19 protein-coding genes are annotated in these 23,005 nt (G+C 71.0%); 11 read left to right on the top strand and 8 right to left on the bottom strand.

The annotated features are described in order from the left end of the window. The 3 genes from MRBLWH7_RS09085 to MRBLWH7_RS09075 all read left to right on the top strand — a co-directional run bounded on the left by MRBLWH7_RS09085 (nt 1) and on the right by MRBLWH7_RS09075 (nt 6,585). Nucleotides 1–3,033, top strand: a complete 3,033-nt coding sequence (locus MRBLWH7_RS09085; RefSeq protein ID WP_342001374.1) for a hypothetical protein — start codon at nt 1–3, stop codon at nt 3,031–3,033. A 132-nt stretch (nt 3,034–3,165) separates the two neighbouring features. After that, nucleotides 3,166–4,047: a CHAD domain-containing protein gene (locus MRBLWH7_RS09080; protein WP_342001372.1), complete on the top strand. Its 882-nt coding sequence runs from the start codon at nt 3,166–3,168 to the stop codon at nt 4,045–4,047. A gap of 78 nt (nt 4,048–4,125) precedes the next feature. Continuing rightward, nucleotides 4,126–6,585: a UvrD-helicase domain-containing protein gene (locus tag MRBLWH7_RS09075; protein ID WP_342001370.1), complete on the top strand. Its 2,460-nt coding sequence runs from the start codon at nt 4,126–4,128 to the stop codon at nt 6,583–6,585. A 192-nt stretch (nt 6,586–6,777) separates the two neighbouring features. On the opposite strand, the gene MRBLWH7_RS09070 is transcribed toward MRBLWH7_RS09075, so the two are convergent. Beyond that, a complete protein-coding gene (locus MRBLWH7_RS09070; RefSeq protein WP_342001369.1) occupies nt 6,778–7,386 on the bottom strand; it encodes a MerR family transcriptional regulator in 609 nt (202 codons plus the stop codon). Between the two features lie 79 nt (nt 7,387–7,465). Here MRBLWH7_RS09070 and MRBLWH7_RS09065 point away from each other — a divergent pair, with 79 nt between their 5' ends. The 6 genes from MRBLWH7_RS09065 (at nt 7,466) to ligD (ending at nt 11,904) form a co-directional block, all read left to right on the top strand. After that, nucleotides 7,466–7,882 (top strand): hypothetical protein, encoded by a 417-nt coding sequence (locus tag MRBLWH7_RS09065; protein ID WP_342001367.1) that lies wholly within the window; start codon nt 7,466–7,468, stop codon nt 7,880–7,882. Between the two features lie 189 nt (nt 7,883–8,071). Beyond that, nucleotides 8,072–9,289: an SseB family protein gene (locus MRBLWH7_RS09060; RefSeq protein WP_342001364.1), complete on the top strand. Its 1,218-nt coding sequence runs from the start codon at nt 8,072–8,074 to the stop codon at nt 9,287–9,289. Between the two features lie 81 nt (nt 9,290–9,370). Further along, on the top strand, nt 9,371–9,745 hold the full coding sequence (locus tag MRBLWH7_RS09055; RefSeq protein WP_342001362.1) for a metalloregulator ArsR/SmtB family transcription factor: 375 nt from the start codon (nt 9,371–9,373) through the stop codon (nt 9,743–9,745). Continuing rightward, on the top strand, nt 9,742–10,218 hold the full coding sequence (locus MRBLWH7_RS09050; protein ID WP_342001359.1) for an SRPBCC family protein: 477 nt from the start codon (nt 9,742–9,744) through the stop codon (nt 10,216–10,218). The genes MRBLWH7_RS09055 and MRBLWH7_RS09050 overlap by 4 nt, the downstream gene beginning before the upstream one ends. A 3-nt stretch (nt 10,219–10,221) precedes the next feature. Further along, nucleotides 10,222–10,818 carry a dihydrofolate reductase family protein gene (locus tag MRBLWH7_RS09045; RefSeq protein WP_342001357.1) on the top strand — a complete coding sequence of 199 codons (597 nt, stop codon included), beginning with the start codon at nt 10,222–10,224 and terminating at the stop codon, nt 10,816–10,818. 42 nt (nt 10,819–10,860) lie between these two features. Then, nucleotides 10,861–11,904: a non-homologous end-joining DNA ligase gene (gene ligD / locus MRBLWH7_RS09040; protein ID WP_342001355.1), complete on the top strand. Its 1,044-nt coding sequence runs from the start codon at nt 10,861–10,863 to the stop codon at nt 11,902–11,904. Between the two features lie 166 nt (nt 11,905–12,070). Here ligD and MRBLWH7_RS09035 read toward each other — a convergent pair whose 3' ends face one another. Both MRBLWH7_RS09035 and MRBLWH7_RS09030 read right to left on the bottom strand, forming a co-directional pair. After that, on the bottom strand, nt 12,071–13,243 hold the full coding sequence (locus MRBLWH7_RS09035) for a serine hydrolase (RefSeq protein WP_342001353.1): 1,173 nt from the start codon (nt 13,241–13,243) through the stop codon (nt 12,071–12,073). A 96-nt stretch (nt 13,244–13,339) separates the two neighbouring features. Next, the gene (locus tag MRBLWH7_RS09030) at nt 13,340–14,386 is read right to left on the bottom strand and encodes an ATP-dependent DNA ligase (protein ID WP_342001351.1); all 1,047 of its coding nucleotides are present in this window, start codon (nt 14,384–14,386) and stop codon (nt 13,340–13,342) included. 153 nt (nt 14,387–14,539) lie between these two features. On the opposite strand from MRBLWH7_RS09030, the gene MRBLWH7_RS09025 reads away from it, so the two are divergent. Further along, the gene (locus MRBLWH7_RS09025) at nt 14,540–16,117 is read left to right on the top strand and encodes a TrkA C-terminal domain-containing protein (protein WP_342001348.1); all 1,578 of its coding nucleotides are present in this window, start codon (nt 14,540–14,542) and stop codon (nt 16,115–16,117) included. A gap of 33 nt (nt 16,118–16,150) precedes the next feature. On the opposite strand, the gene MRBLWH7_RS09020 is transcribed toward MRBLWH7_RS09025, so the two are convergent. The 5 genes from MRBLWH7_RS09020 to MRBLWH7_RS09000 form a co-directional block, all read right to left on the bottom strand. After that, nucleotides 16,151–19,093, bottom strand: a complete 2,943-nt coding sequence (locus tag MRBLWH7_RS09020; protein WP_342001346.1) for an AAA family ATPase — start codon at nt 19,091–19,093, stop codon at nt 16,151–16,153. Between the two features lie 31 nt (nt 19,094–19,124). After that, the gene (locus MRBLWH7_RS09015; RefSeq protein WP_342001344.1) at nt 19,125–19,340 is read right to left on the bottom strand and encodes a hypothetical protein; all 216 of its coding nucleotides are present in this window, start codon (nt 19,338–19,340) and stop codon (nt 19,125–19,127) included. Nucleotides 19,341–19,742: 402 nt separating this feature from the next. Next, complete coding sequence (locus tag MRBLWH7_RS09010) at nt 19,743–19,937, bottom strand: hypothetical protein (RefSeq protein ID WP_342001342.1); 195 nt, start codon at nt 19,935–19,937, stop codon at nt 19,743–19,745. Between the two features lie 175 nt (nt 19,938–20,112). Beyond that, nucleotides 20,113–21,264, bottom strand: a complete 1,152-nt coding sequence (locus MRBLWH7_RS09005; RefSeq protein ID WP_342001340.1) for an AI-2E family transporter — start codon at nt 21,262–21,264, stop codon at nt 20,113–20,115. A 63-nt stretch (nt 21,265–21,327) separates the two neighbouring features. Beyond that, nucleotides 21,328–22,566, bottom strand: a complete 1,239-nt coding sequence (locus tag MRBLWH7_RS09000) for an acyl-CoA dehydrogenase family protein (RefSeq protein ID WP_342001338.1) — start codon at nt 22,564–22,566, stop codon at nt 21,328–21,330. Between the two features lie 250 nt (nt 22,567–22,816). Here MRBLWH7_RS09000 and MRBLWH7_RS08995 point away from each other — a divergent pair, with 250 nt between their 5' ends. Continuing rightward, nucleotides 22,817–22,978: a hypothetical protein gene (locus tag MRBLWH7_RS08995; RefSeq protein WP_342001336.1), complete on the top strand. Its 162-nt coding sequence runs from the start codon at nt 22,817–22,819 to the stop codon at nt 22,976–22,978. The last annotated feature ends 27 nt before the right edge of the window (nt 22,979–23,005 follow it).

The raw sequence follows: 23,005 nt of genomic DNA, 5'->3' as shown, positions 1-23,005 counted from the left end.
ATGACGACGGCGCGACGGCGAGGCATCCTCGCTGCCGTCACCGCGATCATCCTGCTGGCGTTCGGCGCCGGGGTCGCCGTCGCCGTCGGCGACGCGCTCGGCATCCGCACTGAGCCCTCGGCCCAGATGGAACCGGCCGCCCCGCTCGTCCCGGACGTCGCCGACCCGGTTCTGCCGCCGTCCCTCACCTTCGATGCTCCCGACACCGAGCGCGTGGCGGTCGCACTGGAGGAATTGACGGATGCTGCGGCCGCAGCATCCGGAACCTCCGGCGAAGGCGTGCTCACGGTGCGGATCGACCCGACCCTCGTCGCGACCGATGACGCGTACACGCTCGAAGGGGATGCCGCGTCGCTGCTCGTGCGCGCCGGCAGCGAAGCCGGCGTCACGCGAGGCATCTACGACCTCAGCAACCAGGTGCGCGCCGCCGCGCCTCTCACCGAGCTCATCGGCGAACACGAGGCCTCGCGCCTGCCGGTGCGCATGACCGATCTCGGCGCCGTCGGCGTGATCCCCGACCCGGCGGAGTGGGAGTCGGGCGACGACTACTCGCACGCGTCAAAGGCGTTCGCGGCGGTGATGCAGCCCGAGCCGCCCTACGTCGACCAGACCGCGCTCGCCGCGGCGTTCGAGGACTTCGACGGGTTCCTGCGGCACTCGCTCGCGAACGGGTTCAACGCGGTCGCGTTCCCCGGATTCGTCGAGTACGTGACGTTCGACGACGCTCCCGGCGGCCCGGTCTACGCGGACGGCGACGATCACCGCGACAAGGCGCTGGCGCTCCGCGACGCGTACGCACCGTTCTGGGAGCGCGCCGACGAGCTCGGCATGAAGGTGTTCCTGCGCACCGACATGCTCGCCCTGACCGGGCCGCTCGAGCAGCACCTCACGGATGAGTTCGGCTCGCTCGACACCGAGAACCCCGAGCTGTGGAGCGTCTACACCGCCGGCCTCGACGAGCTCTACGCCGCCGTGCCGGCGCTCGACGGGGTGCTCATCCGTATCGGCGAGGCCGGTCCGGTCTATGACGTCGGCGGCTGGGACTACTACTCCGCGCTCGAGGTGACCTCGGTCGACGCCGTGCGGACGATGCTCGAGGCGTTCACGGGGCAGGCCGAGGCATCCGATCGCGAAGTGATCTTCCGGACGTGGTCGGTGGGGGTCGGCGCCGTCGGCGACATGCACACCAACAGCGCGTCGTATGAAGCGGTGCTGGGCGGCATCGACTCGCCCGCGCTGATCGTGTCGACGAAGTACACGCTCGGCGACTTCTACACGTGGCCGCCGCTCAACGACACGCTCGAGCAGGGGGCGCAGCGGCGCATCGTCGAGTTCCAGAGCCGGCGTGAGTTCGAGAGCTTCGGCGCGTTCCCCAACGACCTCGGCCCCGAGTACCAGTCGGCGCTGCAGCAGCTGCTCGCCGCGAACGACCAGGTCGAGGGTGTCTGGGTCTGGACCCAGGACGGCGGACCCTGGCGAGCCGGACCCATGTCGCTGTACCTGAAGTCCGGGTTCTGGCAGCTGTACGAGCTGAACACTCAGCTCGCAGCATCCCTTGCGCAGAATCCCGACGGCGACGTCGCCGGCATCACCGCCGCGTGGGCGCGCGAGTACTTCTCCGAAGACCCCGCCACGGTCGAGGCGATCGTCGCGGCGATGACGCACTCCCGCGACGCGATCGCGCAGGGCATGTACGTGCCGCAGTTCGCCGAGCAGCGGGTGTTCGCCATCGGGCTCGAGCCGCCGCCGATGATGTGGATCTTCGAGTGGGACATCCTCACCGGCGACTCCGCGGTGCTCGACGTGCTGTACTCGATCGTCCGCGACAGTGGCCCCGACGGCGTCGAGGCGGCGATCGCCCCCGGAGCCGACGCGGTGGCCGCGGTCGAGCAGATGCGCGATCTGGTCTCGGAGACGGATGCTGCCACCTGGCACTCCGCCGACATCCGGGCCGCGTTCCTGGACACGCTCGACTACGAGCTCGACACCCTGCGGCTGCTCGAGGCGTATCGCGCGATGATCCTGCACCAGGGGCAGTGGCACGACACGCTCTCGCCCGAGGCGCATGCCCGGTGGGACGCGGACCGCGCCGTCTACGAGGAGCGTGCGGCCCAGCACCTCGAGGCCTATGAGGGGAACATCGACTACCCGGCGTTCAACCTCACCGCCGCGCGGCTCGGCGTGGAGCGCGGGGAGCGTGACGAGACGATGGCGTGGTTCGCGCGCGTTCTGCTCGTGCTCGCCGTCGCCTGGGTCGTGATCGGCATGCTCGCCGCCCGCACGCGCCTGGTCGCGAAGCCCGGCGCCGCGGCGGCGCGCGCGACGTGGATCGCGTCGACCCGGCCGTGGCGGGCCCGCGAGTCGACCCTCGGCATGCTGGAGCTCGACCGCTGGCTGCTGCTGGTCGTGCCCGCCGGGCTGCTCATCGCGACGCGCGCCGTGCAGACGTCGTTCCTGTCGTGGACGCACCTCGCCGTCGTCATCGGCGCCTGGGTCGTGTTCGCCCTCGTACTGCGCCTCTTCGTGTGGGAGCGCTCGCCGTGGCCTGTCATCGCAGCCGTCGGCGGCGTCGTGATGCTCCGCTGCATCGTGACGCTGTTCGCCCTGTCGTTCTCCGGACCGGGCGGTTACTGGTTCGCGTTCTGGACCGACCCCGTGCTGCGGACCGTGTACATCACCGTCGCGTTCGCGCTGTTCGTCTGGGTGTTCGTCGCGGCCGGCTGGGCCCTCGCGGCGCAGGTGCGCGCGCGGCGCGCGACCGGGTATGTGCTCGCCGCTGCGGGCGCGGGGCTGCTCGTGCCGGCGGTCGTCGTCGGGTTCGTCGGCCTCGAGACCGCGCTGAGCCGGTGGAACGACGAGATGGGCCTGCTCCCGTGGGGCCTCGCGCGCATACTCGGGATCACCACGTACCTCGAGATCCCGGATGCCACACCCTGGGCCGCGGCCGCGTCGGGTGGTGCGCTGCTCATCGTCGGCCTGTTGCTCGCGGTGCCGTGGCGACGGCGGCGGGGCGCAGCATCCGTTCCCTCCTGAGAGGGGGGGTGCGAGACCGGCCGTGGTCGGACCACACGCCTCCTGCTCGCGGGCCGCGCACGGATGCTGCGACCCAGGTGCCGATCGCTCGCGCCGCTGGCTCTCGCTGCGGCGCCTCTCTAGGCTCGGGGGATGGGCAGGCTGCGCGAGGATCCCACCGTCGGAGACGTGCTGGGAGAGATCCTGCGCCGCACGGCGGCCGAGGTCGAGGACACCGCCGCTGCCGCCCTGGCGGACGAGCCGGACGGCGTGCATCAGCATCGCGTGCGGGTGCGGCGGCTGCGGAGCGTGCTCGGCGGTTTCCGCCGGGCCCTCGACACGCGCGCGGCGGATAGGCTGCGCGTCGCGTACGCGGAGTGGGGGCGCGAGCTCGGCGTCGTGCGCGATATCGAGGTGCGGGCCGACGTCGCGGAAGAGATGCTGGAGCGTGCCGAGATCGACGACCCCGCGGTCCGGCGCCGGCTGGTCGAGAGTGAGCGCGGCCTCTACCCCGCCGCGCACGAGCGGCTCGTGGAGCTCGCCCGCTCGCCGCGGTCGGAGGAGCGCGTCCGACTGCTGCGCGAGTTCGTCGATCCCGCGGTCGTCGGGGACCCGGATCAGCCTGCGGCCGACCTGTTCGCGGCCGTGCTGGCGAAGCAGGCGCGGCGCGTGGCGAAGGCCGAGGACCGCCTCGACGGCTCGGACGAGGCTCACCACGAGCTGCGCAAGGCCGCGCGTCGCACGCGGTACGTCGCCGAGGCGATCGCCGATGTCGCTCCCGATCTGTTCCCCAAGGAGGTCGAGGCCATCGCGAAGGCCGGCGACGACCTGCACGACGCGCTCGGTGGGCACCGCGACGCGATGCTGCTCGCGCTCCGGGTCGCGCACGAAGGTGCCCTCGCCGGCCGAGCGGGCGAGCTGTCCGACGCCTACGACACGATCGCTGAGCTGCTGCGTGACGACGCGGAGAAACGGCTCGCCGAGGTGTCGCCGGCGCTGCGGAAGCTGAAGGCGGCTGCCTCCCGGCTGCCGTGAGGCACAGCATTCGTCGCGCGTGAACGGCACGACGCCGGCGGCATGGGTGTCGGCGCGCGCGCCTAGACTTGACGGGCAATGACGGACGCCAGCACCCCCATCATCGTCGGCAGAGACATCGGTCCCCAGGGCCCCGCCGCACGCCTCGACGACGACCTCCTCGAAGGGCTCAACCCGCAGCAGCGGGAGGCCGTGACGTACCGAGGGCAGGCGCTGCTCATCGTGGCCGGCGCGGGCTCCGGCAAGACGAGCGTGCTGACACGGCGCATCGCGTCGCTGCTGCGCAACCGCGAGGCATGGCCGAGCCAGATCCTCGCGATCACGTTCACCAACAAGGCCGCGGGCGAGATGCGCGAGCGCGTCGAGCACCTCGTGGGCGACTCGTCGCGCGGCATGTGGATCTCGACGTTCCACTCGGCGTGCGTGCGGATCCTCCGGCGCGAGGCAGAGCAGTTCGGCTTCACCAAGTCGTTCACGATCTACGACTCCGGCGACTCGCGCGCGCTCATCAAGCGCCTGGTCAAAGAGCACGAGGCCGACGCATTCGGGCTCACGCCGGCGGCCACGCAGTCGAAGATCTCCCGTCTGAAGAACGAGCTGGCCGATGCGGAGTCCTACGCCCGCTCCGCCAACATGAGCGACCCTGCCGAGCGCGTCTTCGTCGAACTGTTCGGCGCGTACCAGCGCGAGCTGCAGAAGGCGAACGCGTTCGACTTCGACGACCTCATCGGCCAGACGGTCTTCCTGTTCCGCGCCTTCCCGCAGGTCGCCGACGTCTACCGACGGCGCTTCCGCCATGTCCTGGTGGACGAGTACCAGGACACCAACCACGCGCAGTACGCGCTGATCCACGAGCTCACGCGTCCGCCCGGATCGGATGCTGCGCCCCTCGCCGCGTCGGGCGGCATGATGATCTTCGAGCCCGAACCGGCCGCCGAGGACGGCGCCTCGCTGACGGTGGTCGGCGACTCCGATCAGTCGATCTACGCGTTCCGCGGTGCCGACATCCGCAACATCAGCGAGTTCGAGAAGGATTACCCGGGCGCCAAGGTCGTGCTGCTCGAACAGAACTACCGCTCGACGCAGAACATCCTGTCGGCCGCGAACGCGGTGATCAGCCACAACTTCGACCGTAAAGACAAGAAGCTCTGGACCGACGTCGGCGAGGGCGAGCAGATCGTCGGCTTCACCGGCTACTCGCAGCACGACGAGGCGCAGTTCGTCGCCGACGAGATCGAGGCGCTGCGCCGCGGCGGCGTGGACTACTCGCAGATGGCGGTCTTCTACCGCACCAACTCGCAGTCGCGTGCGCTGGAAGAGATCTTCATCCGCTCGGCGCTGCCCTACAAGATCATGGGCGGCACGAAGTTCTACGAGCGCGCCGAGATCAAGGACGCCCTCGCCTACCTCGTCGCCGTCGCGAACCCCGCCGACGAGATGGCCATGCGCCGCATCATCAACCGGCCTCGACGCGGCATCGGCGACGTGACGATCGAGACGATCTCGCGGTACGCCGCCGATCAGCAGATCACGTTCCGCGACGCGCTCGCAAACGCATCCGCGCTGGGGGTCGGGCCCAAGATCCAGGCGGCCATCGCGCATCTCGACGCCGTGCTGGCCGAGGCATCCGAGATCATGCTCCCGTCGTCGGGTGAACTCGCTCCGCCCACCGCCGTCGCCGAGGGCCTCACCCTGCTGCTGAACAAGAGCGGCTACTACGACGCGCTGCGCGCCAGCAAGGACGCGCAGGACGAGGCGCGCATCGAGAACCTCGACGAGATGGTGGCCGTCGCCCGCGAGTTCGCGCGCAACAACCCCGAGGGCACCCTGCTGGACTTCCTCACCGAGGTCGCTCTGGTGTCGGATGCCGACGACCTCGAGGACGCGTCAGGCTCGGTGTCGCTCATGACGATGCACACCGCGAAGGGCCTCGAGTACGACGCCGTCTTCGTGACGGGAGTCGAAGAGGACCTCATCCCGCACCGGATCTCGGCGGGGGAGCCCGGCGGTCCGCAGGAGGAGCGTCGGTTGTTCTATGTCGGCATCACGCGCGCTCGCAAGCGCTTGTACCTCTCGCTCGCGATGACCCGCGCGCAGTTCGGCGAGGTCACGGTGGCGATGCCGAGCCGGTTCCTGCAGGAGATCCCCGCCGAGCTGCTGCACTGGCGCCAGTCTCCGGGTGACGTCAACTCGCGGGGCGGCACGCAGTCACGCGCGCTCAACGCACGGCGCGGCTCAGGGTCGAGCTCCGGGTTCGGCGGATCAGGCAGCCGGCGTTACGGCGATGACCTGGTGCCGCTGGCGCGCCGCGAACCGTCGGGCAACCTCGAGCGCTTCGCGAACAAGATCCCCGCGAAGGTGCGCGACAACGGCGACCTCGAGCTGGCGCCCGGTGACCGCATCCGTCACGACGACTTCGGCGAGGGCCGCGTAGACGCCATCACCGGCGAGGGCGCGAAGCGCGTCGCGCACGTGCGGTTCGACTCGGCCGGCCCGAAGAAGCTGCTGATCAAGATCGCCCCCATCACGAAGCTCTGATCACCCGCGGCCCGGCGTTCGTCCCCAGTTCGGGGCGTTTCGACTCGCAAGCTCGCTCAACGAGCGGATACCGCTCGCTCAACGAGCGGATACCGGTCGCTCAACGAGCGGATACCGGTCGTTGAGCGAAGGGCGCTCTGGCGCCCGAAGTCGAAACGCGGTGGGCCGGCGAACAAGCCTGGGCCGGTCTGCTCAGCGGGCTTGGCCCTCGACGAGCAGGTGGTGGTGGGCCAGGCGGCGGAGCGCCAGCATCACCGGCTCGTAGAGCGCGGTGCCGAGCACCGCATAGGGCACGGCCTCGGCGCGAGACATGCCCGCCAGCGGCGCGAGCTCCTCGGCGGCGACCTGGCGCATCGCCTCGCTGTAGCGGCGGAGCACGGCCGGGGCGGCATCCAATCCCGCCGCCTCCAAGGCTCCCAGCGCCTCGTCGAGTTGAGCGACAGCGGTGAAGTCGGGGTCGTACGTCAGGCCCAGCTCGGCGATGGCGGCCCGCGCCCGGGGATAGTCGTCGCGGTCGGACTCGACGTACGGCGGGAGTGCCCCGACCGCCCGCCCGAGCGTCGCGACCGGGTCGTCGTCGGGGGCATCGACCAGCCCGAGGATGTCGCGCACCCGCGACAGCGGGAGCCCGCGCACGTCGGCCAGCGCGGCGATGAGCCTGAGGCGCCCAAGGTGCTCCTCGCCGTACTCGGCCCGCGTCGTGGAGACCGCCTCGCCCCGGGGGAGCATGCCCTCGCGGATGTAGAACTTCACGGTGGCTACCGGCACCCCGCTGCGCTCCGAGAGTTCAGAGATCTTCATCGCGCCTCCCTCGTGCTCTTGACATTGGATACTATCGCTATCCAATATTGGAGAGTCAGACTATCCAACGGAGGTCACCATGGACCCGATCCTCACGATCGTCGCCGGCGCGACGATCCTCACCGTCATCGGCGTCATGTCGGGCGGCACCTTCCTGCTGCGGATCGCGACGCGCGGTCTGCCGTTCAACGGGCTTCAGAGGACCTTCTTTCGCGCGGGGCACGCCCACGCCGGCGTGCTCGTGATCCTCGGGCTCGTGAGCCTGCTCCTGGTGTCGGCGGTCGGCGTGCCCCTGGCGTGGCAATGGGCATCGGTGGGGGTGCTCGCGAGCGCGCTCCTCATCCCCGGCGGGTTCTTCCTCTCGGTGCTGGGACGCGACCCGCAGCGCCCGGGCCGGCCGATCGCGCTCCTGTGGGCCGGAGTCGTCGTGCTCGCGGCATCCCTCCTCGCCGTCGGTATCGCGGTGATCGCCGTCGGCGTCGCCGCGCTCGGCTGACGCCCGCCGTTGCGGCCTTCGGCGCGGGGCGCGGTGGTCGCCTCGGGCCTCGCGTGTGTACGCAATTCAGGAACACTGCGGCCGCGCGGCGCGGGGCTCGCGTGATTCCGCGGGCGCCGGCCGCAGCCTCGCTCAGCGATCCTGAGAACGGCACGCGATCGGGCAGGGCGGGCGGGTTAGGCTCGCACAATGGCCTTGTTCTCGCGCCGTCCGAAGAAGCCCGCCGAGCAGCCGCCGACCTCCCCCGAGCCCTCGCCGGGGGACGAGGTCGCGGCCGAGACGGCGGCCGCTGCCGCGGATGCGGCACCAGCATCCGACGAGGCGCCCACCGCCGCTGCCGGCGATGCGCCCACCGCCGCTGCCGGTGATGCACCCGCCGCGGGAACGGATGCTGCCGCCCGGCCTGCGCCTCAAGACCCCACGCCCGACGTGCCAGCGGAAGATGCGGCGACGGATGCTGCAGCATCCGTGTCCATCTCCGTCTCGTCGTTCGGCGGGCTCGGGGTGTCGCCGGCGACGTCGCAGCCGGCGGAGCCGCGCGAGCCCGAGGCCGGTGAGACCGTGCCGCCGGGGCCGAAGCCCCGCCTCGGCGCCCGCGAATGGATGCGCACGGCGCCCGAACAGACCGAGACTGTCCCGGGGCTCCGCGACAACGTGCTGCTGCGCGCCGCGCTCGGGCGCATCGGCGACGCCCCGGCCTCGCAGGCGCTGCTCGACGTCACGCGGCAGCTGCTGCAGGGGCACGTGTTCCTGCGGGTCAAGGGGGATGCGCGTGCGCTCCTCGCCGAGGGGAAGGGGCTGCCGCTCGCGATCGCGAACTCGGGAGACCGGACGTTCGCGCTCGTCTACTCGAGCGGCGCCGCGCTGCAGGCGAGCGTCAAGGCCGACGGCGACACCGAGACCTCGGCGATGGGCCAGCCTGTGCTCACGGTGCTGCGGCACGTGTTCGCGAGCTCGTACGACGGGATCATCATCGACCCCGCGTCGTCGCCCTCGCGCGCGGTGCTGCCGAAGGAGCTGCTGCAGCGTGCCGTCGAGCAGGCAGACCCCCAGCTGACCGTCAAGACGCTCCTCGCCGCGGAACGCGCACCCGAGATCAGCGCCAAGGTGGCCGAGGCGCTCACGCGCGTTCCGCTCTGGGTCGCCGTAGGTGTCTCGGACAGCGGCACGCCCGGGATCGCCGAAGCACGCGATGCCGAGGGGCGCCGCTTCCTCGAGGTCTACTCGCACCCGCTCGAGGTCGCGGTCATGGGCCGTGGCGACAACGCGGGGCCCATCACTCCCGCCCAGCTCGCGAAGGCGCTGAGCACCGACGAGGGACTCACCGGCCTCTTGGTCGACCCCGCGGGGCCGTGGATCCGCCTCAGCCGCGACGACCTCGCACCCCTTCTCGCCCTCGCCGACTGAGAGGCAAGAGCAGGGGTTGACACCGCTCCGATCGCGGGTACTCTATTCAACATAAACGTTGATAAAGGGATGCGTTGAGCAATGAGCGATGACCGACTCGATCGAGCGTTCGTGGCGCTGGGCGACCCGGTCCGCCGCGCGATCATCGCGCGCCTGAGCCGCGGGCCGGCGACGGTGGGCGAGCTCGCCGAGCCGTTCCCGATCACCATGCAGGCGGTCTCCCGCCACATCAAGGTGCTCGAAGACGCCGGGCTCGTCACGCGGTCGCGCGACGCGCAGCGGCGACCCGTCCACCTCGACGCCGCGGCGCTCGAGGAGCTCACCGCGTGGATCGACCGCTACCGGCTCGACGCCGAGCGCGCCTACCGGCGGCTCGACGCGGTGCTCGCGGCGGCAGCATCCGTCCCCTCGACAGGAGACCCTCGCAGGACCGACACGAAGGAGAAGGAATCATGAGCAACCCGCTCATCATCGAAGCCGTTCCGGGCACGTCGTATGCCGACATCACGCGGGAGTTCGACGCTCCCGTCGAGGCGCTGTTCCGGGCGCATGCCGATCCGCAGCTGTTCCAGCAGTGGATCGGACCCGGCGAGGAGCGCACCGAGATCACCCACTGGGACTTCCGCACCGGCGGCGGCTATCGCTTCGTACAGCGCGACGCGAGCGGCGAGTATGCGTTCCGCGGCGTGTTCCACACGGTGCGCGAGAACGAGCTGATCATCCAGACGTTCGAGTTCGAGGGCTGGCCCGATGAGGTCAGCATCGACTGCATCCGCTTCGAGGCGCTCGAAGGCGGTCGCTCGCGGATCGTCGACCACAGCGTGTTCTCGACCGTCGAGGTGCTCGCGAACATGCAGTCCGAGGGCATGGAGCGCGGCATGCGCGAGGGCTACGACAAGCTCGACGGGCTGCTCGCGGCGGAGGGCTGACCCATGGGCAAGGTCGTGACGTCGGCGTCGATGTCGTTGGACGGCTTCGTCGCGCACGAGAACAACGATCCGGGGCGCCTCTTCGACTGGTACGAGGCGGGTGAGGTCGAGGTCGTCACCGCGAGCGAGCCGGCGTCGTTCCATCTCACGCCGACCAGCGCGGACTACTGGCGCGGCTTCATCGGGGAACTCGGATGCCTCGTGGTCGGCCGCCTGCTGTTCGACATCACCGACGGCTGGAGCGGCGTGCACCCGCTGGGCGTGCCGTTCGTCGTGCTCACGCACGAGGCCCCGCAGGGCTGGGCCCATGCCCACACCGGGAACGCGCACTTCGTCACGGACGGGATCGAGGCGGCGGTCGCCAAGGCCAAGGAGCTCGCCGGCGATCGCACGGTCGCGGTGGCTGCGGGCACCGTCGCGGGCCAGGCACTCGCCGCGGGACTCGTCGACGAGGTCGCGGTCGACCTCGTGCCGGTCGTGCTGGGGGAGGGGCATCGGTACTTCGCCGACGTCGATCCCGCGGCGGTGCGACTGGGCGACCCGACGATGGTCATCCCCAGCACCCGCGTGACGCACATGGTGTTCCCGGTCGAGCGGTGAGCGGGGTGACGGATGTCGCGGCCGGCCGCTAGCGTCTGATCCATGGCGTCCCCGCGGATCACCCTCACCGTGCCCGGCCCCGACGGCGATCGCGAGGTGGGGATCTCGAATCCCGACCGGGTGATCTGGCCCGAGGCGGGCATCACCAAGCGCGAGCTCGCGGAGTACCTCATCGCGGTCTCGGGGCCGTTCCTGGCGGCGAACGGCGACCGCCCCGTCTCGCTCGAGCGGTTCCCCGAGGGTGTCGACGGCGAGCGGTTCTACTCGAAGAACCCGCCGAAGGGGGCGCCGGCCTTCGTCGAAGCCCAGACCGTGACGTACAACAGCGGGCGGCGGCATCCGCAGATCATCCTCACCGAGATCGCAGCCGCGGTCTGGGCCGTGCAGATGAACACCATCGTCTTCCACCCGTGGGCGTCGCTGACGGCGAACACCGACAATCCCGTGGAGCTGCGCATAGACCTCGACCCGCAGCCGGGGACGGATTTCACGGATGCTGCGGCCGTCGCTCCCGCGATGCGCGACGTTCTCGCCGAGGCGGGACTGACCGCGTTTCTGAAGACCAGCGGCAACCGCGGCATCCACGTGTTCTGTCCGATCGAGCCGGAGTGGGAGTTCCTGGACGTGCGCCATGCGGTCATCGCGGCCGGCCGCGAGCTCGAGCGGCGCCTGCCCGACAGAGTCACGATGAACTGGTGGAAGGAGGAGCGCGGCGAGCGCATCTTCATCGACTTCAACCAGGCCAACCGCGACCGCACGATGGCCGGCGCCTACAGCCCGCGTGCGCTGCCGACCGCGACGGTGTCGACGCCGCTCACCTGGGACGAGCTGGAGGCCGGGGTCGACCCGGCGGACTTCACGGTGCGGACCGTTCCGCAGCGCCTGGCCGAGGTCGGCGACCCGTGGGCTGACCTGCTCGCGAAGCCGGGGCGCATCGACACGCTGCTGGAGTGGTGGCAGCGCGACCTCGACGACGGGCTCGGCGAGCTGCCGTTTCCGCCGGACTTCCCCAAGATGCCGGGCGAGCCGCCGCGCGTGCAGCCCAGCCGAATCAACCCGGAGAACTGGCCGAAGCACGACGGATGACGGAGTCGGTGACCGACCCGTACCAGTCCCCGCGGGGGCCTGGGATGCTCGGCCGCATCGCGGTGCGACTGCTCGCGACGCCGTGGCTGATGCGGACACCGATCCCGCTGTACCGTGCAGGCTTCGGGTGGATCTTCGGCCACCGCATCGTGATGATCGGCCGCTCTCACTCGGCGTCGTCGGAGAGGTCTGCGAGGAGCAGGGCTGCGAGTCCCACAGCTGTCGCACTCGCGAAGCCGTGGTTCCCGCGCGGGTCGTCGATCGTGACCTCCGAGGCGATCACGGCGACGGCATCCCTCACCGGGTCGACGACGACCGCCGTCCCGCCCTCGCCCTGGGCGTAGAACACGCCGCGCTGCGGGTCGACCCACCACTGGTAGCCGTAGGCGATCGTTCCGTATCCCACGGTGGCGACGACGGGACTGGTCGCCTGGACGGCCCACGTGGCCGACACCACCTGCTCGTCGTCCCAGACGCCCTCGTCGAGCATGAGCTGGCCGATCGCCAGGAGGTCAGGCGGGCGCAGCCGCAGGTGGGTATAGCCGAGGTTCACCCCTTGAGGGTCGGCGGGCCACGCCACGTCGGCCTCCTGGTACTGGCGGAGAAGCTCCTGGGGGTCGCCGCCGGGCGCGAAACGCTCCTCCCACAGGGGCGCGGTGTCGATGTCGAGCGGATCGAACAGCACCTCGTCTGCGAACCGGAACGGCGACATCCCCGTGGCCTCCGCGATGATGGCGGCGAGGATGTGCGTGCCCGGGTCGGAGAAGAGGAACCGTCCGTCGCCCGGCCCGCGGGATGCGCGATCCGCGAGGATCGCGGCGACCCAGTCCGGCTGCGCGTACAGGTCGGCCGGCGTTCCACGGATGTCGCGCTCCTCCGACATCGGCGCGAAGTTCGCCGTATGGGTGAGCACGGCTTTCAGCTGCACGGCCGCGGTCTCCGGTGTGAGGACGGCGGCGTAGTCGGGAAGCAGCTGGCCCAGGGTGGCATCGACCCCTGAGATGAGCCCGCGGTCGATGGCGATGCCGATGAGGGTCGAGGTCACCGCACGGGTGACGCCTCGCACATCCCAGGTGTCCTCCGCGGTCGATTCCCGATACTCCTCGAAGACGAGTTCGCCGTGCTGCTGAACGAGGACCGCGCGGACGGCGGCCTCCCCGTACAGCGTGCGGAAGATGGTCTCGATGTCTTCGCGGATGGCATCGGCCGGTTGCGGCTCCTCCGGAAGCGACGGGGTGGACGAACACCCGGAGACGAGCAGAGCCGCGATGACAGCGCACATCAGCGCGATCCGCGTGCCGGCACGACCGCGGGAACCCTGCTGGTCTCGGCGGGCCATGATGCCTCCGTCAGCGGTGACCCTGACCGCACGGTACACCCGTGTCGAGGCGGCGAACAGGCCACTGCTGCGGCATCCGCTCGCCGCCGGAGTGTCTCAGACCAGCACGTCGGCCAGGTCGTACGCGGCGACCACCTCGAGCTGCTCGTACGTGCACGAGCGCGGGTCGCGGTCGGGGCGCCAGCGCTCGAACTGCACGGTGTGGCGGAAGCGCCAGCCCTCGAGCTGGTCGTAGCGCACCTCGAGCACGCGCTCTGGCCGCAGCCGCACGAAGGACGAGTCGGCTCGACCGGCCTGGAAGCGCGACTTCTCGCCCTCGCCGCGCAGCGCCTCGCCGTCGGCGTCGCGCTCGACGAGCGGAGCGAGCTCGTCGACGAGCTCGAGCCGGCGGGCGTTGCTCCAGGCGGCGACACCGCCGACGGGGTAGAGCGTGCCGTCTTCGCCGTACAGCCCGACCAGCAGCGAGCCGACGCCCTGACCCGACTTGTGGATGCGGTAGCCCAGTGCCACGACATCGGCCGTGCGCGCGTGCTTGATCTTGAACATCGTGCGCTTGCCCGGCGCGTACGGCTGGTCGAGCGGCTTCGCGACCACGCCGTCGAGCCCGGCGCCCTCGAACTCGGCGAGCCATCTGCGCGCGAGCTCGGGATCATCGGTGGTGCGCGTGACGTGGACCGGGTCGGGCACGTCATGCAACAGGTCGACGAGCGTCTGCCGGCGCGTCGCGAACGGCTCGTTCTGCAGATCGCGCTCGCCGACGGCGAGCAGATCGAAAGCGATGAACATCGCCGGCGTCTGCTCGGCGAGCATGTTCACGCGGGATGAGGCGGGGTGGATGCGCTGCGACAGCGATTCCCAGTCGAGCCGGCGCCTGCCGTCGCGGTCGATCGGCACGACGATCTCGCCGTCGAGGAGGCACGGCTCGGGCAGCAGCCGGCCGAACGCCTCGACGAGCTCGGGGAAGTACCGCGTCAGCGGCTTCGCGCCGCGGGACCCGATCTCGACGTTCTCGCCGTCCCACGAGATGAGGGCGCGGAACCCGTCCCACTTCGGCTCGTAGCTCAGCCCACCGGAAACCTTCGCCGGATCGGGAACGTCGGGCACGGACTTCGCGAGCATCGGCGCGGGGATCTCGTACGGCATGCGTCTCATCCTGCCGTTCCCCGCCGACACCCGACACCCCGGCCCCGCGCGACATGATGCGACACCCGACACCCCGGACAGATCGGATGCGCGACGGCCGGAGAGTCGGCAGACTCGGAGCGGGCGCGTGCGCGTCCCGAACGGAGGGTGACCGTGGCGACCGTCTTCCAGTTCCTCGCCGAGCATCCGATCGTCGTGCTGTTCGTGCTGATCGGCGTCGGAGCGGCCCTCGGGCGCGTGCGCGTCGCGGGCGTCTCGCTCGGCGCCGTCGGCGTGCTGTTCGTGGCGATCGGCATCACCGCGTGGGGTGTGTCGACCGGCGTCACGATCGAGATGCCGGCGGCGGTCGGCGACCTCGGGCTCGTCGTCTTCGCGTTCTGCACGGGGCTCATCGCGGGGCCGGGCTTCTTCAACGCGCTGCGCACGTCATACCCGCTGATGCTGGTCGTCACGGGGGTGCTGGTGGTGACGGCGGTCGTGGCCTATCTCGTGGGCTCGGCCCTCGGCATCCCTCCGATCACCATCGCCGGAACGTTCGCCGGCGCCCTCAACAACACGCCCGCGCTCGCCGCCACCGGTGGGAGCCCCGACGCCACCGTCGGGTATGCGAGCGCGTACGTCTACGGGGTGATTGCGGCGATGATCGGTGTCGCGCTCGCGCTCCGGTCCCGAGACAAGGACACCGACGCCCAGGCGGCGATCGTGGGCAAGCCGATCGAGGTCGACACCCCCTCACGCCCCACTGTGGGCGAGGTCACGGCGGGGCGTGGCGATCGCGTGGCGTTCTCGCGCCGGCGCTCCGCCGACGGCGAGGTCGAGATCGTCGGACCCGACGCGGCGCTCGAGCCCGGCGACATCGTGAACGTGATCGGCCCGAAGGACGACGTCGAGGCGGTGACGCGCGAGCTCGGCCACACGTCGGCGATCGATCTCACGCGCGACCGCAGCCGGCTCGACTTCCGGCGCATCATCCTGTCGGATGCCCGCCTCGCCGGCCGGACCATCGCCGGCCTGCGCCTGCCCGAGCGGTTCGGCGCGACCATCGCGCAGGTTCGCCGCGGAGACGTGGACTTCGTCGCGACCCCCGAATTCGTGCTGCACCAGGGCGACCGGCTGCGGGTCGTCGGCCCGACCGGGTCGATGGGCGAGGTGACCCGGTTCCTGGGCGACTCCGAGCGGGGCTTCGCCGACATCAACCCGGTGGCGCTCGGCCTCGGCGTCGCCCTCGGCCTGCTGCTGGGCTCGATCGTGGTCCCGCTCCCCGGCGGCGGGCAGTTCAGCCTCGGCTACGCCGCCGGCGTGCTCGTCGTCGGGCTGGTGATGGGCCGCATCGGCCGCATCGGACGGTTCGTCACGTCCTTGCCGAACACGGCCTCGAGCGTGCTCGCCGAGCTGGGCCTCCTGATCTTCCTCGCGTACGCCGGCACGAAGGCCGGCGCCCAGATCCTGTCGGCGATCGCCTCCGGCGAGGTGGTGCGCCTGCTGCTGCTCGGCGCCGTACTCACCACCTTCTTCATCGCCGCGACCTTCCTCCTCGCGCGCCACGTCTTCCGGCTCGGCGGCACTCGGCTGTCGGGCCTCGTGGGCGGCGCGCAGACCAACCCCGCGATCCTCGGCTTCGCCAATTCCCGCACCGACTACGACATCCGTGTCGCCCTCGGCTACACCCTCGTGTACCCCGCGGCCATGGTCGTGAAGATCCTCCTCGCACAGGTGCTGGTGGAGCTGTGACGACGGACGCCGCGCTCGCGCCCCCCATGTGCATCAGGTCGACGCTGCCGGGGTCGAGGCGGACGCGGCGTAGAGCGCGGCGGCCTCGGCGCGGTTGGCGGCGCCGATCTTCGCGAGGATCGCGGAGACGTGCACCGACGCGGTCTTCGGGCTGATGAACAGGCGCTGCCCGATCTGCGGGTTGGTGAGGCCCTCGGCGATGAGCTCGAGCACCTGCAGCTCCCGCGGCGTCAGCGTCGCGACGACCCCGTGCGAGGAGTCGACACCCGAGGGACCGGGCGCGAGGCGGGCACGGGCGGCGAGCTCTGCAGCCCACCTACCCACGCGTGCGACGCCCTCGCCGGGCGCCTCAGCGACGGTCTCCGCGAGGAGTTCCGCGGCCGCGTCGCGGTCGCCGGAATCGAGAAGGGCGAGGGCGAGGCGGCAGCGGGCGAGCCGCCGGTGCCACACGGCGAGGAGCTCGTCGGCCGGCGCGTCGATGAGCGAGCGCCACGCGGCGACCCTGTGCTCCGGGGCGCCGCCGGCATCGACGAGGAGCGCCCGGACAAGGTCGGCGTGTGCGTGGGCGGCCGCGTGGTCGGGCCACGTCTCGATCTTCGCGGCCAGCCGGTCGCGGAACCCCGGGTCGACGAGGCGGCCAGGCGCGAGGGTGAGAAGCGCCGCTGTCACCATCGCGTAGCGGCGCACCGCGGGTGTGCCGGTGTCGGAGTCGGCGATGTCGAACAGGTCGGCGAGAACCCCGGCGAGTACGTCGTCCGAGGCATCCGTGCGCGCTCCGCGCAGCGTGAGCTGCGCCTCCGCGCGCTCGACCGCCCACCACCCGCGCTTGTCGGGGTACCGTCGCCGGGAGTCCTCGATCGTGGCGCGCTCGGCGAGGAGCAGCTCCTCGCGCTGATCGTCGCGGTCGTCCCAGGTCAGGTGCGAGGCCAGCAGCCGGACGATGGACGCGCCGTGCAGCGGCTTCTTCATCAGCCGTCGAGCCCGCTGCGCGTACCGTCGCGCGCTCTCGGGGCGCCCGGCGGCGAACAGCGCGAGCGCCAGCGCATAGGCGAGGCTCGACCCCGATCCGCGTTCGATGCCCGCCCGGGTGATGTCTTCGTAGTGCTGTGTGCCGACGACGGCCGCCTCGTCGAATCTCCCGACGCGCAGCAGCATGTCGGTGAGGGCCGACCCCGCGTACGCGCGCATCGAGGGGTCGAGGCGCAGGGTCACCGCTCGCTCGAGCGGGGCCAGTGCGCGGGGCTCGTCGTCCTCGTCGCCCGCGATCCGCCATGCCTCCACTGTCAGGGCGACGGCGAGCGCGGCGTCGTCACCTGCCTCTTCGGCCAGCGCGATCGCGCGCGCAGCGTGTGCAGCCGCCGCCTCGCCGTGCTCGTCGAGCGCGATGTTGGTGAGCACGCGTGACAGCAGGATGTGCGCGCGAGGGTCATCGACGTCTTCGAGGAGCGCGACCGCCTCCTCCAGATCCTCGCCGCGACCGCGGTGCTCGAGGTTGTACGTCTGCACGAACCGCTGACGCAGGAGCGCGGCGCGCGTGACGGGGTCGTCCGGGCATACGCTGAGCCCCTCGTTCGCTGAGCGCAACGACCGCTCGGCGTCGCCGAGATCGTGCCAGGCCTGCGCGGCGTCGAGGTGAAGGGCAGGAAGAGACGTGCCGGCGCGGGTCTCGGCATCCGGAACCTGATCCCAGAGTTCCGCGAGGCGCTCGGTGAGCTTCGCGGCGGTGGCGGGCGAAAATCGCGAACGCGACTGCTGCAGCGCCGTGACGGTCGCATCGAAGGCGGCGGGGAGGTCGCGCGCGGCCAGCCAGTGCTCGGCGACCGCCGACGCGTCGTCCGGCGACTCGCCCCGATGCTCGCTCAGGTGCTCGGCGTAGCGGCGGTGCACGCGAACGCGCTCGCTCGGCAGCATCTCGGCCTCGACCGCCTCGCGGGTGAGCGCATGCCGGAAGCAGTACCCGGGGCCGTCGGCGGCGATGACGCGCGTATCGATGGCCTCGCGCACGGCGTGGTCGAGCGCGTTCTCGTCGAGCGCGGTCACGGCAGCGAGCACGTCGTCGTCGACGTGCACTCCACCCGCGGCCATCGTGCGCACGGCCTGCTGCGCATCGTCGCTCAGCCGGGTGTAGCGCGCGAGCACCAGTTCGCGCAGCGTGTCGGGGAGGGGGCGGTCTCCGAGATCCACGAGCTCTTCGACGAGGAACGGGATGCCGCCGCTGCGCTCCGCGAGCGCCTCGACGACGCGCGGGTCGAGGCCACTCGAGAGCTGGGCGACCTGCTCGGCGACCTCGTCGGGCGTGAGCGGCGTCACCTCCACGCGCACGACGGAACGCGTGCGATCGAGTTCGGCGAGCACGGGACGGAGGGGATGGAAGCGGTCGATGTCGTCGGAGCGGTACGTCGCGACGATCGTGAGCCGGCGGCCCCGCAGAGTGCTGGCCAGGGTCTTGAGCAGGGCCATCGTTGCGGCATCCGCCCACTGCAGGTCCTCGAGCACGACGACCACGTGACGACGCTGCGACAGCCGCTCGAGCAGCACCTCGATCGCCTCGGCGAACTCGCCCGCCGGCTCGTCGGCTTCGGGCGTCTCGTCGGCGATGCCCGGCACCAGCGCGGCGAGGCTCGCGATCGCGGCGACCGATCCGGCGGCGTCGCGCAGCGCGTCGGTGCCCACCGCCGTGTGCAGGTCGCGCAGCACCCGACGCACCGGGCCGAACGCGGCGCCGATGGGGCCGAGGTCGACGCACTGCCCGAACGCGACGACGGGTGCGTCGTCGGGACGTGCGTCGAGCGGGTCGGCGGTGACGAGTGCGAGGAACTCCTGCACCAGCCGGGTCTTGCCGACCCCCGCCTCACCGCGCACGACCACGGTACGCGGGACTCCCGCGACTCCGTCGTCGTACGCCTCGAGCAGGGCGGCGAGCTCGGTGTGCCGGCCGACCATGCGCGGGCTCGAGAAGAGAGCGGGCATGGTCATATCGTGGCACCTTCCCCGCGCCGGCGGGTCGTCATCGCGTGGCGACGAACGTCGTGCGGCGGGCGGAGCGGTGCGGCCACCAGGAACGGTGGTGGACGGATGCTGCGGCCGACGCACGCCGTGCAGCCGGCGTTGAGGGGGACTCGGCGTCGCGCTCCGCATGCTGCGCGAGCAGCGCCACCTCCCGACGCAGGTCCTCCGCGCGATGCGCGTCGAGCACCGAGGCGAAGTACGTCGTGTCGTTCATGTGCGTCTCCTGTCGGGCGGCCCGCGGAACGCGGGCTTCTTACAGGTACGACTGTCCTCGCTAAGGGGTGGGGCGCTCATCGGGCGGATGCCCTATTCGCAGCATCCGTCTGCTCAGATCGGATCGATCAGACGCGCGCCACCCACGCCAGCAGGCCTGCCACGGCAGCCGCGAACTCGAGCCAGCCGGCTGCTCCGGTCGTCAGCCGTCTGCACATGCACCTCATCGCACACCTCTCGCGTCGATCGTGCCCGCGCCGCACGGCGCAGGCAATCGGGCGATCTCCCCGATCTCCCTAGGGAGCCCCGTGTCACGTGAGCAGGGCGAGGCCCGTCGGCCTCGCCTTGCTCGTGCGCACTCGCGTGGACATCGGGGGTGCGCCCCCCCTTCCGGGATGTCGACTCAGTGGCCCGCGATCGCCGCGGCGCCCCGGCGGAGGTGGAGGATCCCGCGGAACCAGGCCGAGAGCGGCTGCCCGGCCGGGCGCGCGGGCGCCTGGCCGCGCTCGGCGTGAGAGCGCATGAGCTCGAGTTCGCGGACGAGCTCGCCGACGCGCTGCTGGTAGATGATGTGGCCCGCGTAGCTGGTGTCGTACATGAGTGTCTCCTGTCTGCGGCGAAACCTCGGATCGGTTCCGGTCGTGCTGACAGGTACGACTTTCCTCGCTAAGGCGGGTGGCGCTCATCGGGCGTTAACCCTGTCTTGGCGGCCACGCGTACCTTAGTCCCGCGCAAGGGGTGCCCTACGCGCGCGGCGGAGCCTCAGGCCCGCTTCACTGGGCGATCGGACGTTTCGGTCGCGCCCAGCGGGCGGGGAGGTCCTCGCCGTCCCACACCTGCACCGCGCCCCAGGCCGCGGCGGCGATCGGCACGGCGAGCACCGCCCCGACGATGCCGCCCAGAACGGTGCCGATCGTCAGGGCGACGAGGATCACGAACGCGTGCAGCTTCATCGAGCGGCCCATGAGGAACGGCTGCAGGAAGTTGCCCTCGAGCTGGTTCACGAGCACGACGACACCCACGACCAGCAGCGCGTTGACCCAGCCGTTGGCCACGAGCGCGACCAGCGCGGCGATGATGCCCGCGAGCGTCGCGCCGACGATCGGGATGAACGCCAGCAGGAAGGTCAGCACCGCGAGCGGGATCGCCAGCGGCACGTTCAGGATGAGCAGGCCGATGAGGATGCCGACGGCGTCCACGAGGGCGACGGTCGCGGTGCCCCGCATGTACGAGCCGAGCACACCGACCGTCTTGTCGCCGATGCGCTCTGCCCGCAGGTAGTTCCCGCCGCGGAACGGGCGGAGAACGAACTCCCACATCTGCGGGCCGTCCTTCAGGAAGAAGAAGAGGATCGTGACCATCAGCACGAACCCCGTCACGAAGTTCACGACGGCGTTGACGCCGCGGAGAGCGCCCGACCCGAACTGGGCGCTGGTGATGAAGTCGATCACGGTCGCGAGCCACTCGTCGAGCTGATCCTGCGACGGGGCGAAGGGCAGCGTCTGCACCCACGCGATCAGCTCCTGGCCGCCGTCCACCGCCTGTGCGTAGAGCCCGTCCCACTGGTCGCTGACCGCCCAGACGATGAGCCAGCCCACCCCGGCCAGCAGGACGGTGATGGCGAACAGCGTGATCAGGGTGGCGAGCAGCGACGGCACGCCGCGGCGCCGCATCCATCCCAGCACCGGCGCGAACGCACACGCGAGGATCAGCGCGATCGTCAGGGGGATGGTCACCAGCGTCAGGTACTGGATCGCGAAGATGATGCCCGTGAGCACGGTGACGACGACCAGGATCTGGACAGCACGGATGCTGAGCCTGCCGAAGCCGTCGGCCCACAGACTCCACGGGGCGCGGGTCGCGCGCGGCTCCACATCGTGCGATTCGAGGACGACCCGCTGAGGGTCGTTGCGGAACAGTCCCATGCGCCGAGCGTATGCGATGCGGGTGAACGAGCCGGGTGGGTTGCGCCGAACCGGGGGGAGCGGCTACGCGAAAGCGCTCATTCCGGTGATGTCGCGGCCGATCAGCAGCGCCTGCACGCTCTCGGTGCCTTCATACGTGTGGATCGCCTCGATGTCGGCCATATGCTGCATGACGCCGTTCTCGAGCAGGATGCCGTTGCCGCCGAGCATGTCGCGGGCGGTCGATGCGATCCGGCGGGCCGCGCGGGTGTTGTGGTACTTCGCGAGCGAGGCCTGCGTCGGGCGCAGTTCGCCGCGCTCCTCGAGATCGGCCATCCACCGGCAGTACAGCTGCATCGCGGTGAGCTCCTCGAGCATGTTCGCGAGGCGCTCCTGCACCATCTGGAACTTCGCGAGGGGCTTGCCGAACTGGATGCGCTGCTGCGAGTACGCGAGAGCGGCCTCGTAGCAGGCGGTCGCGTGTCCGAGCGCCGACCATGCGACGCCCGAGCGCGTCGAGTACAGCACCGTCGAGGCATCCTTGAAGCTCTTCGTTCCCGGCAGGACGGCACCGGCAGGCACGCGCACGCCATCGAGGGTGATGAGGGCCTGGTGGATGCCGCGCAGCGACGCCTTGCCCGTGATCACCGTGCCCGTGTAGCCCGAGGTGTCCTGCTCGACGAGGAAGCAGCGCACCGCGCCGTGGAACTCGTCGTCGTCGGCTTCGACGCGCGCCCACACGAACGTGATGCCGCCCGAGGCTCCGTTGCCGATCCACTTCTTCGCGCCGTCGATCACCCACTCCTGCGTGGCGGCGTCCCGGTGGGCGACGGTTTCGAGCGAGACCGAGTCGGAACCGTGATCGGGTTCGGTGAGGGCGAAGGATGCTGCGACCTCACCCCGCGCGACAGGCACGAGCCACCGGGTCTGCTGGTCGTCGCTGCCGAAGAGCGCGAGCGTGCGCAGGGCCAGACCGCCCTGCACGGCGAGCACCGTGCCGAGGGACCCGTCGCCGCGTGAGACCTCCATGTTCACGAGCCCCGCCGCGAGCGGCGAGAACCGCGTGAGCGCCGGGTGCACGATGCCGTCGTTGAAGAGGTCGAGCTCGCCGCCGCGCATCGCGATGTCGAGCGGGTACTCGGCGGTGTCCCACGCGTCCTGCATGCGCGTGCCGACCTCGTCGACGTAAGCCTGGGCGCGTTCCCACACCTCGCGGTCGGCTGCGGGGATGTCGGCGAACACGGCGTAGTAGTCGGTGCCGCGGCGGCGGGTGACGTCGTAGCCCTCGACGCGCTGGCCGGGGCGGGGCTGGAAGTCGGTCACGATCGGACTCCTGGCGTGTGGATGCGGGTTCGGCGGATCCGATTCTATGGAACTGAATCCCACGACTAATAGTACTCAGTGTCATGTGCTGCGCGGTGCGGGGCCTGGGGCACCCGTCCTCGCTCTTTCCGGCACCGTGGTCGGTCTACGGCTGGCTCCCGGGACGGAACGCACGGCGATCTCTCGGCAGGCGTCGACTTCGGGTGCGCCGCCGTCGGGGATCGGCCTGCGACACGGGGCGCTCTGGACGATGTTCGAGGCAACGGCGCGCGACGTCTACCGCGCGGCGCTGGCGGTCGACGAGGCCAGGTGGGCGCGCGGGCGCGGGTGGGCGCTCTGGAAGGGGCTCATCATGCTGACGAACAAGCCACCCGGCCAGTCGGATTCGCCCGCCGCGTGCTCCGGGAGCTGATCGCAGGGGTCAGAGCCGCGACCCCGG

It is taken from the genome of Microbacterium sp. LWH7-1.2 (assembly GCF_038397755.1).
Taxonomy (GTDB): domain Bacteria; phylum Actinomycetota; class Actinomycetes; order Actinomycetales; family Microbacteriaceae; genus Microbacterium.
This window is presented reverse-complemented; position numbering and strand designations above follow the sequence as displayed.

Excerpts from the sequence above, each read along its gene's own strand:
- ligD (WP_342001355.1), top strand. The coding sequence starts at position 10,861 with ATGGCGTCCCCGCGGATCACCCTCACCGTGCCCGGCCCCGACGGCGAT.
- MRBLWH7_RS09055 (WP_342001362.1), top strand. The coding sequence starts at position 9,371 with ATGAGCGATGACCGACTCGATCGAGCGTTCGTGGCGCTGGGCGACCCG.
- MRBLWH7_RS09035 (WP_342001353.1), bottom strand. The coding sequence starts at position 13,243 with ATGGCCCGCCGAGACCAGCAGGGTTCCCGCGGTCGTGCCGGCACGCGG.
- MRBLWH7_RS09075 (WP_342001370.1), top strand. The coding sequence starts at position 4,126 with ATGACGGACGCCAGCACCCCCATCATCGTCGGCAGAGACATCGGTCCC.
- MRBLWH7_RS09010 (WP_342001342.1), bottom strand. The coding sequence starts at position 19,937 with ATGTACGACACCAGCTACGCGGGCCACATCATCTACCAGCAGCGCGTC.
- MRBLWH7_RS09015 (WP_342001344.1), bottom strand. The coding sequence starts at position 19,340 with ATGAACGACACGACGTACTTCGCCTCGGTGCTCGACGCGCATCGCGCG.
- MRBLWH7_RS09045 (WP_342001357.1), top strand. The coding sequence starts at position 10,222 with ATGGGCAAGGTCGTGACGTCGGCGTCGATGTCGTTGGACGGCTTCGTC.
- MRBLWH7_RS08995 (WP_342001336.1), top strand. The coding sequence starts at position 22,817 with ATGTTCGAGGCAACGGCGCGCGACGTCTACCGCGCGGCGCTGGCGGTC.
- MRBLWH7_RS09065 (WP_342001367.1), top strand. The coding sequence starts at position 7,466 with ATGGACCCGATCCTCACGATCGTCGCCGGCGCGACGATCCTCACCGTC.
- MRBLWH7_RS09050 (WP_342001359.1), top strand. The coding sequence starts at position 9,742 with ATGAGCAACCCGCTCATCATCGAAGCCGTTCCGGGCACGTCGTATGCC.
- MRBLWH7_RS09085 (WP_342001374.1), top strand. The coding sequence starts at position 1 with ATGACGACGGCGCGACGGCGAGGCATCCTCGCTGCCGTCACCGCGATC.
- MRBLWH7_RS09060 (WP_342001364.1), top strand. The coding sequence starts at position 8,072 with ATGGCCTTGTTCTCGCGCCGTCCGAAGAAGCCCGCCGAGCAGCCGCCG.
- MRBLWH7_RS09030 (WP_342001351.1), bottom strand. The coding sequence starts at position 14,386 with ATGCCGTACGAGATCCCCGCGCCGATGCTCGCGAAGTCCGTGCCCGAC.
- MRBLWH7_RS09070 (WP_342001369.1), bottom strand. The coding sequence starts at position 7,386 with ATGAAGATCTCTGAACTCTCGGAGCGCAGCGGGGTGCCGGTAGCCACC.
- MRBLWH7_RS09005 (WP_342001340.1), bottom strand. The coding sequence starts at position 21,264 with ATGGGACTGTTCCGCAACGACCCTCAGCGGGTCGTCCTCGAATCGCAC.
- MRBLWH7_RS09020 (WP_342001346.1), bottom strand. The coding sequence starts at position 19,093 with ATGACCATGCCCGCTCTCTTCTCGAGCCCGCGCATGGTCGGCCGGCAC.
- MRBLWH7_RS09080 (WP_342001372.1), top strand. The coding sequence starts at position 3,166 with ATGGGCAGGCTGCGCGAGGATCCCACCGTCGGAGACGTGCTGGGAGAG.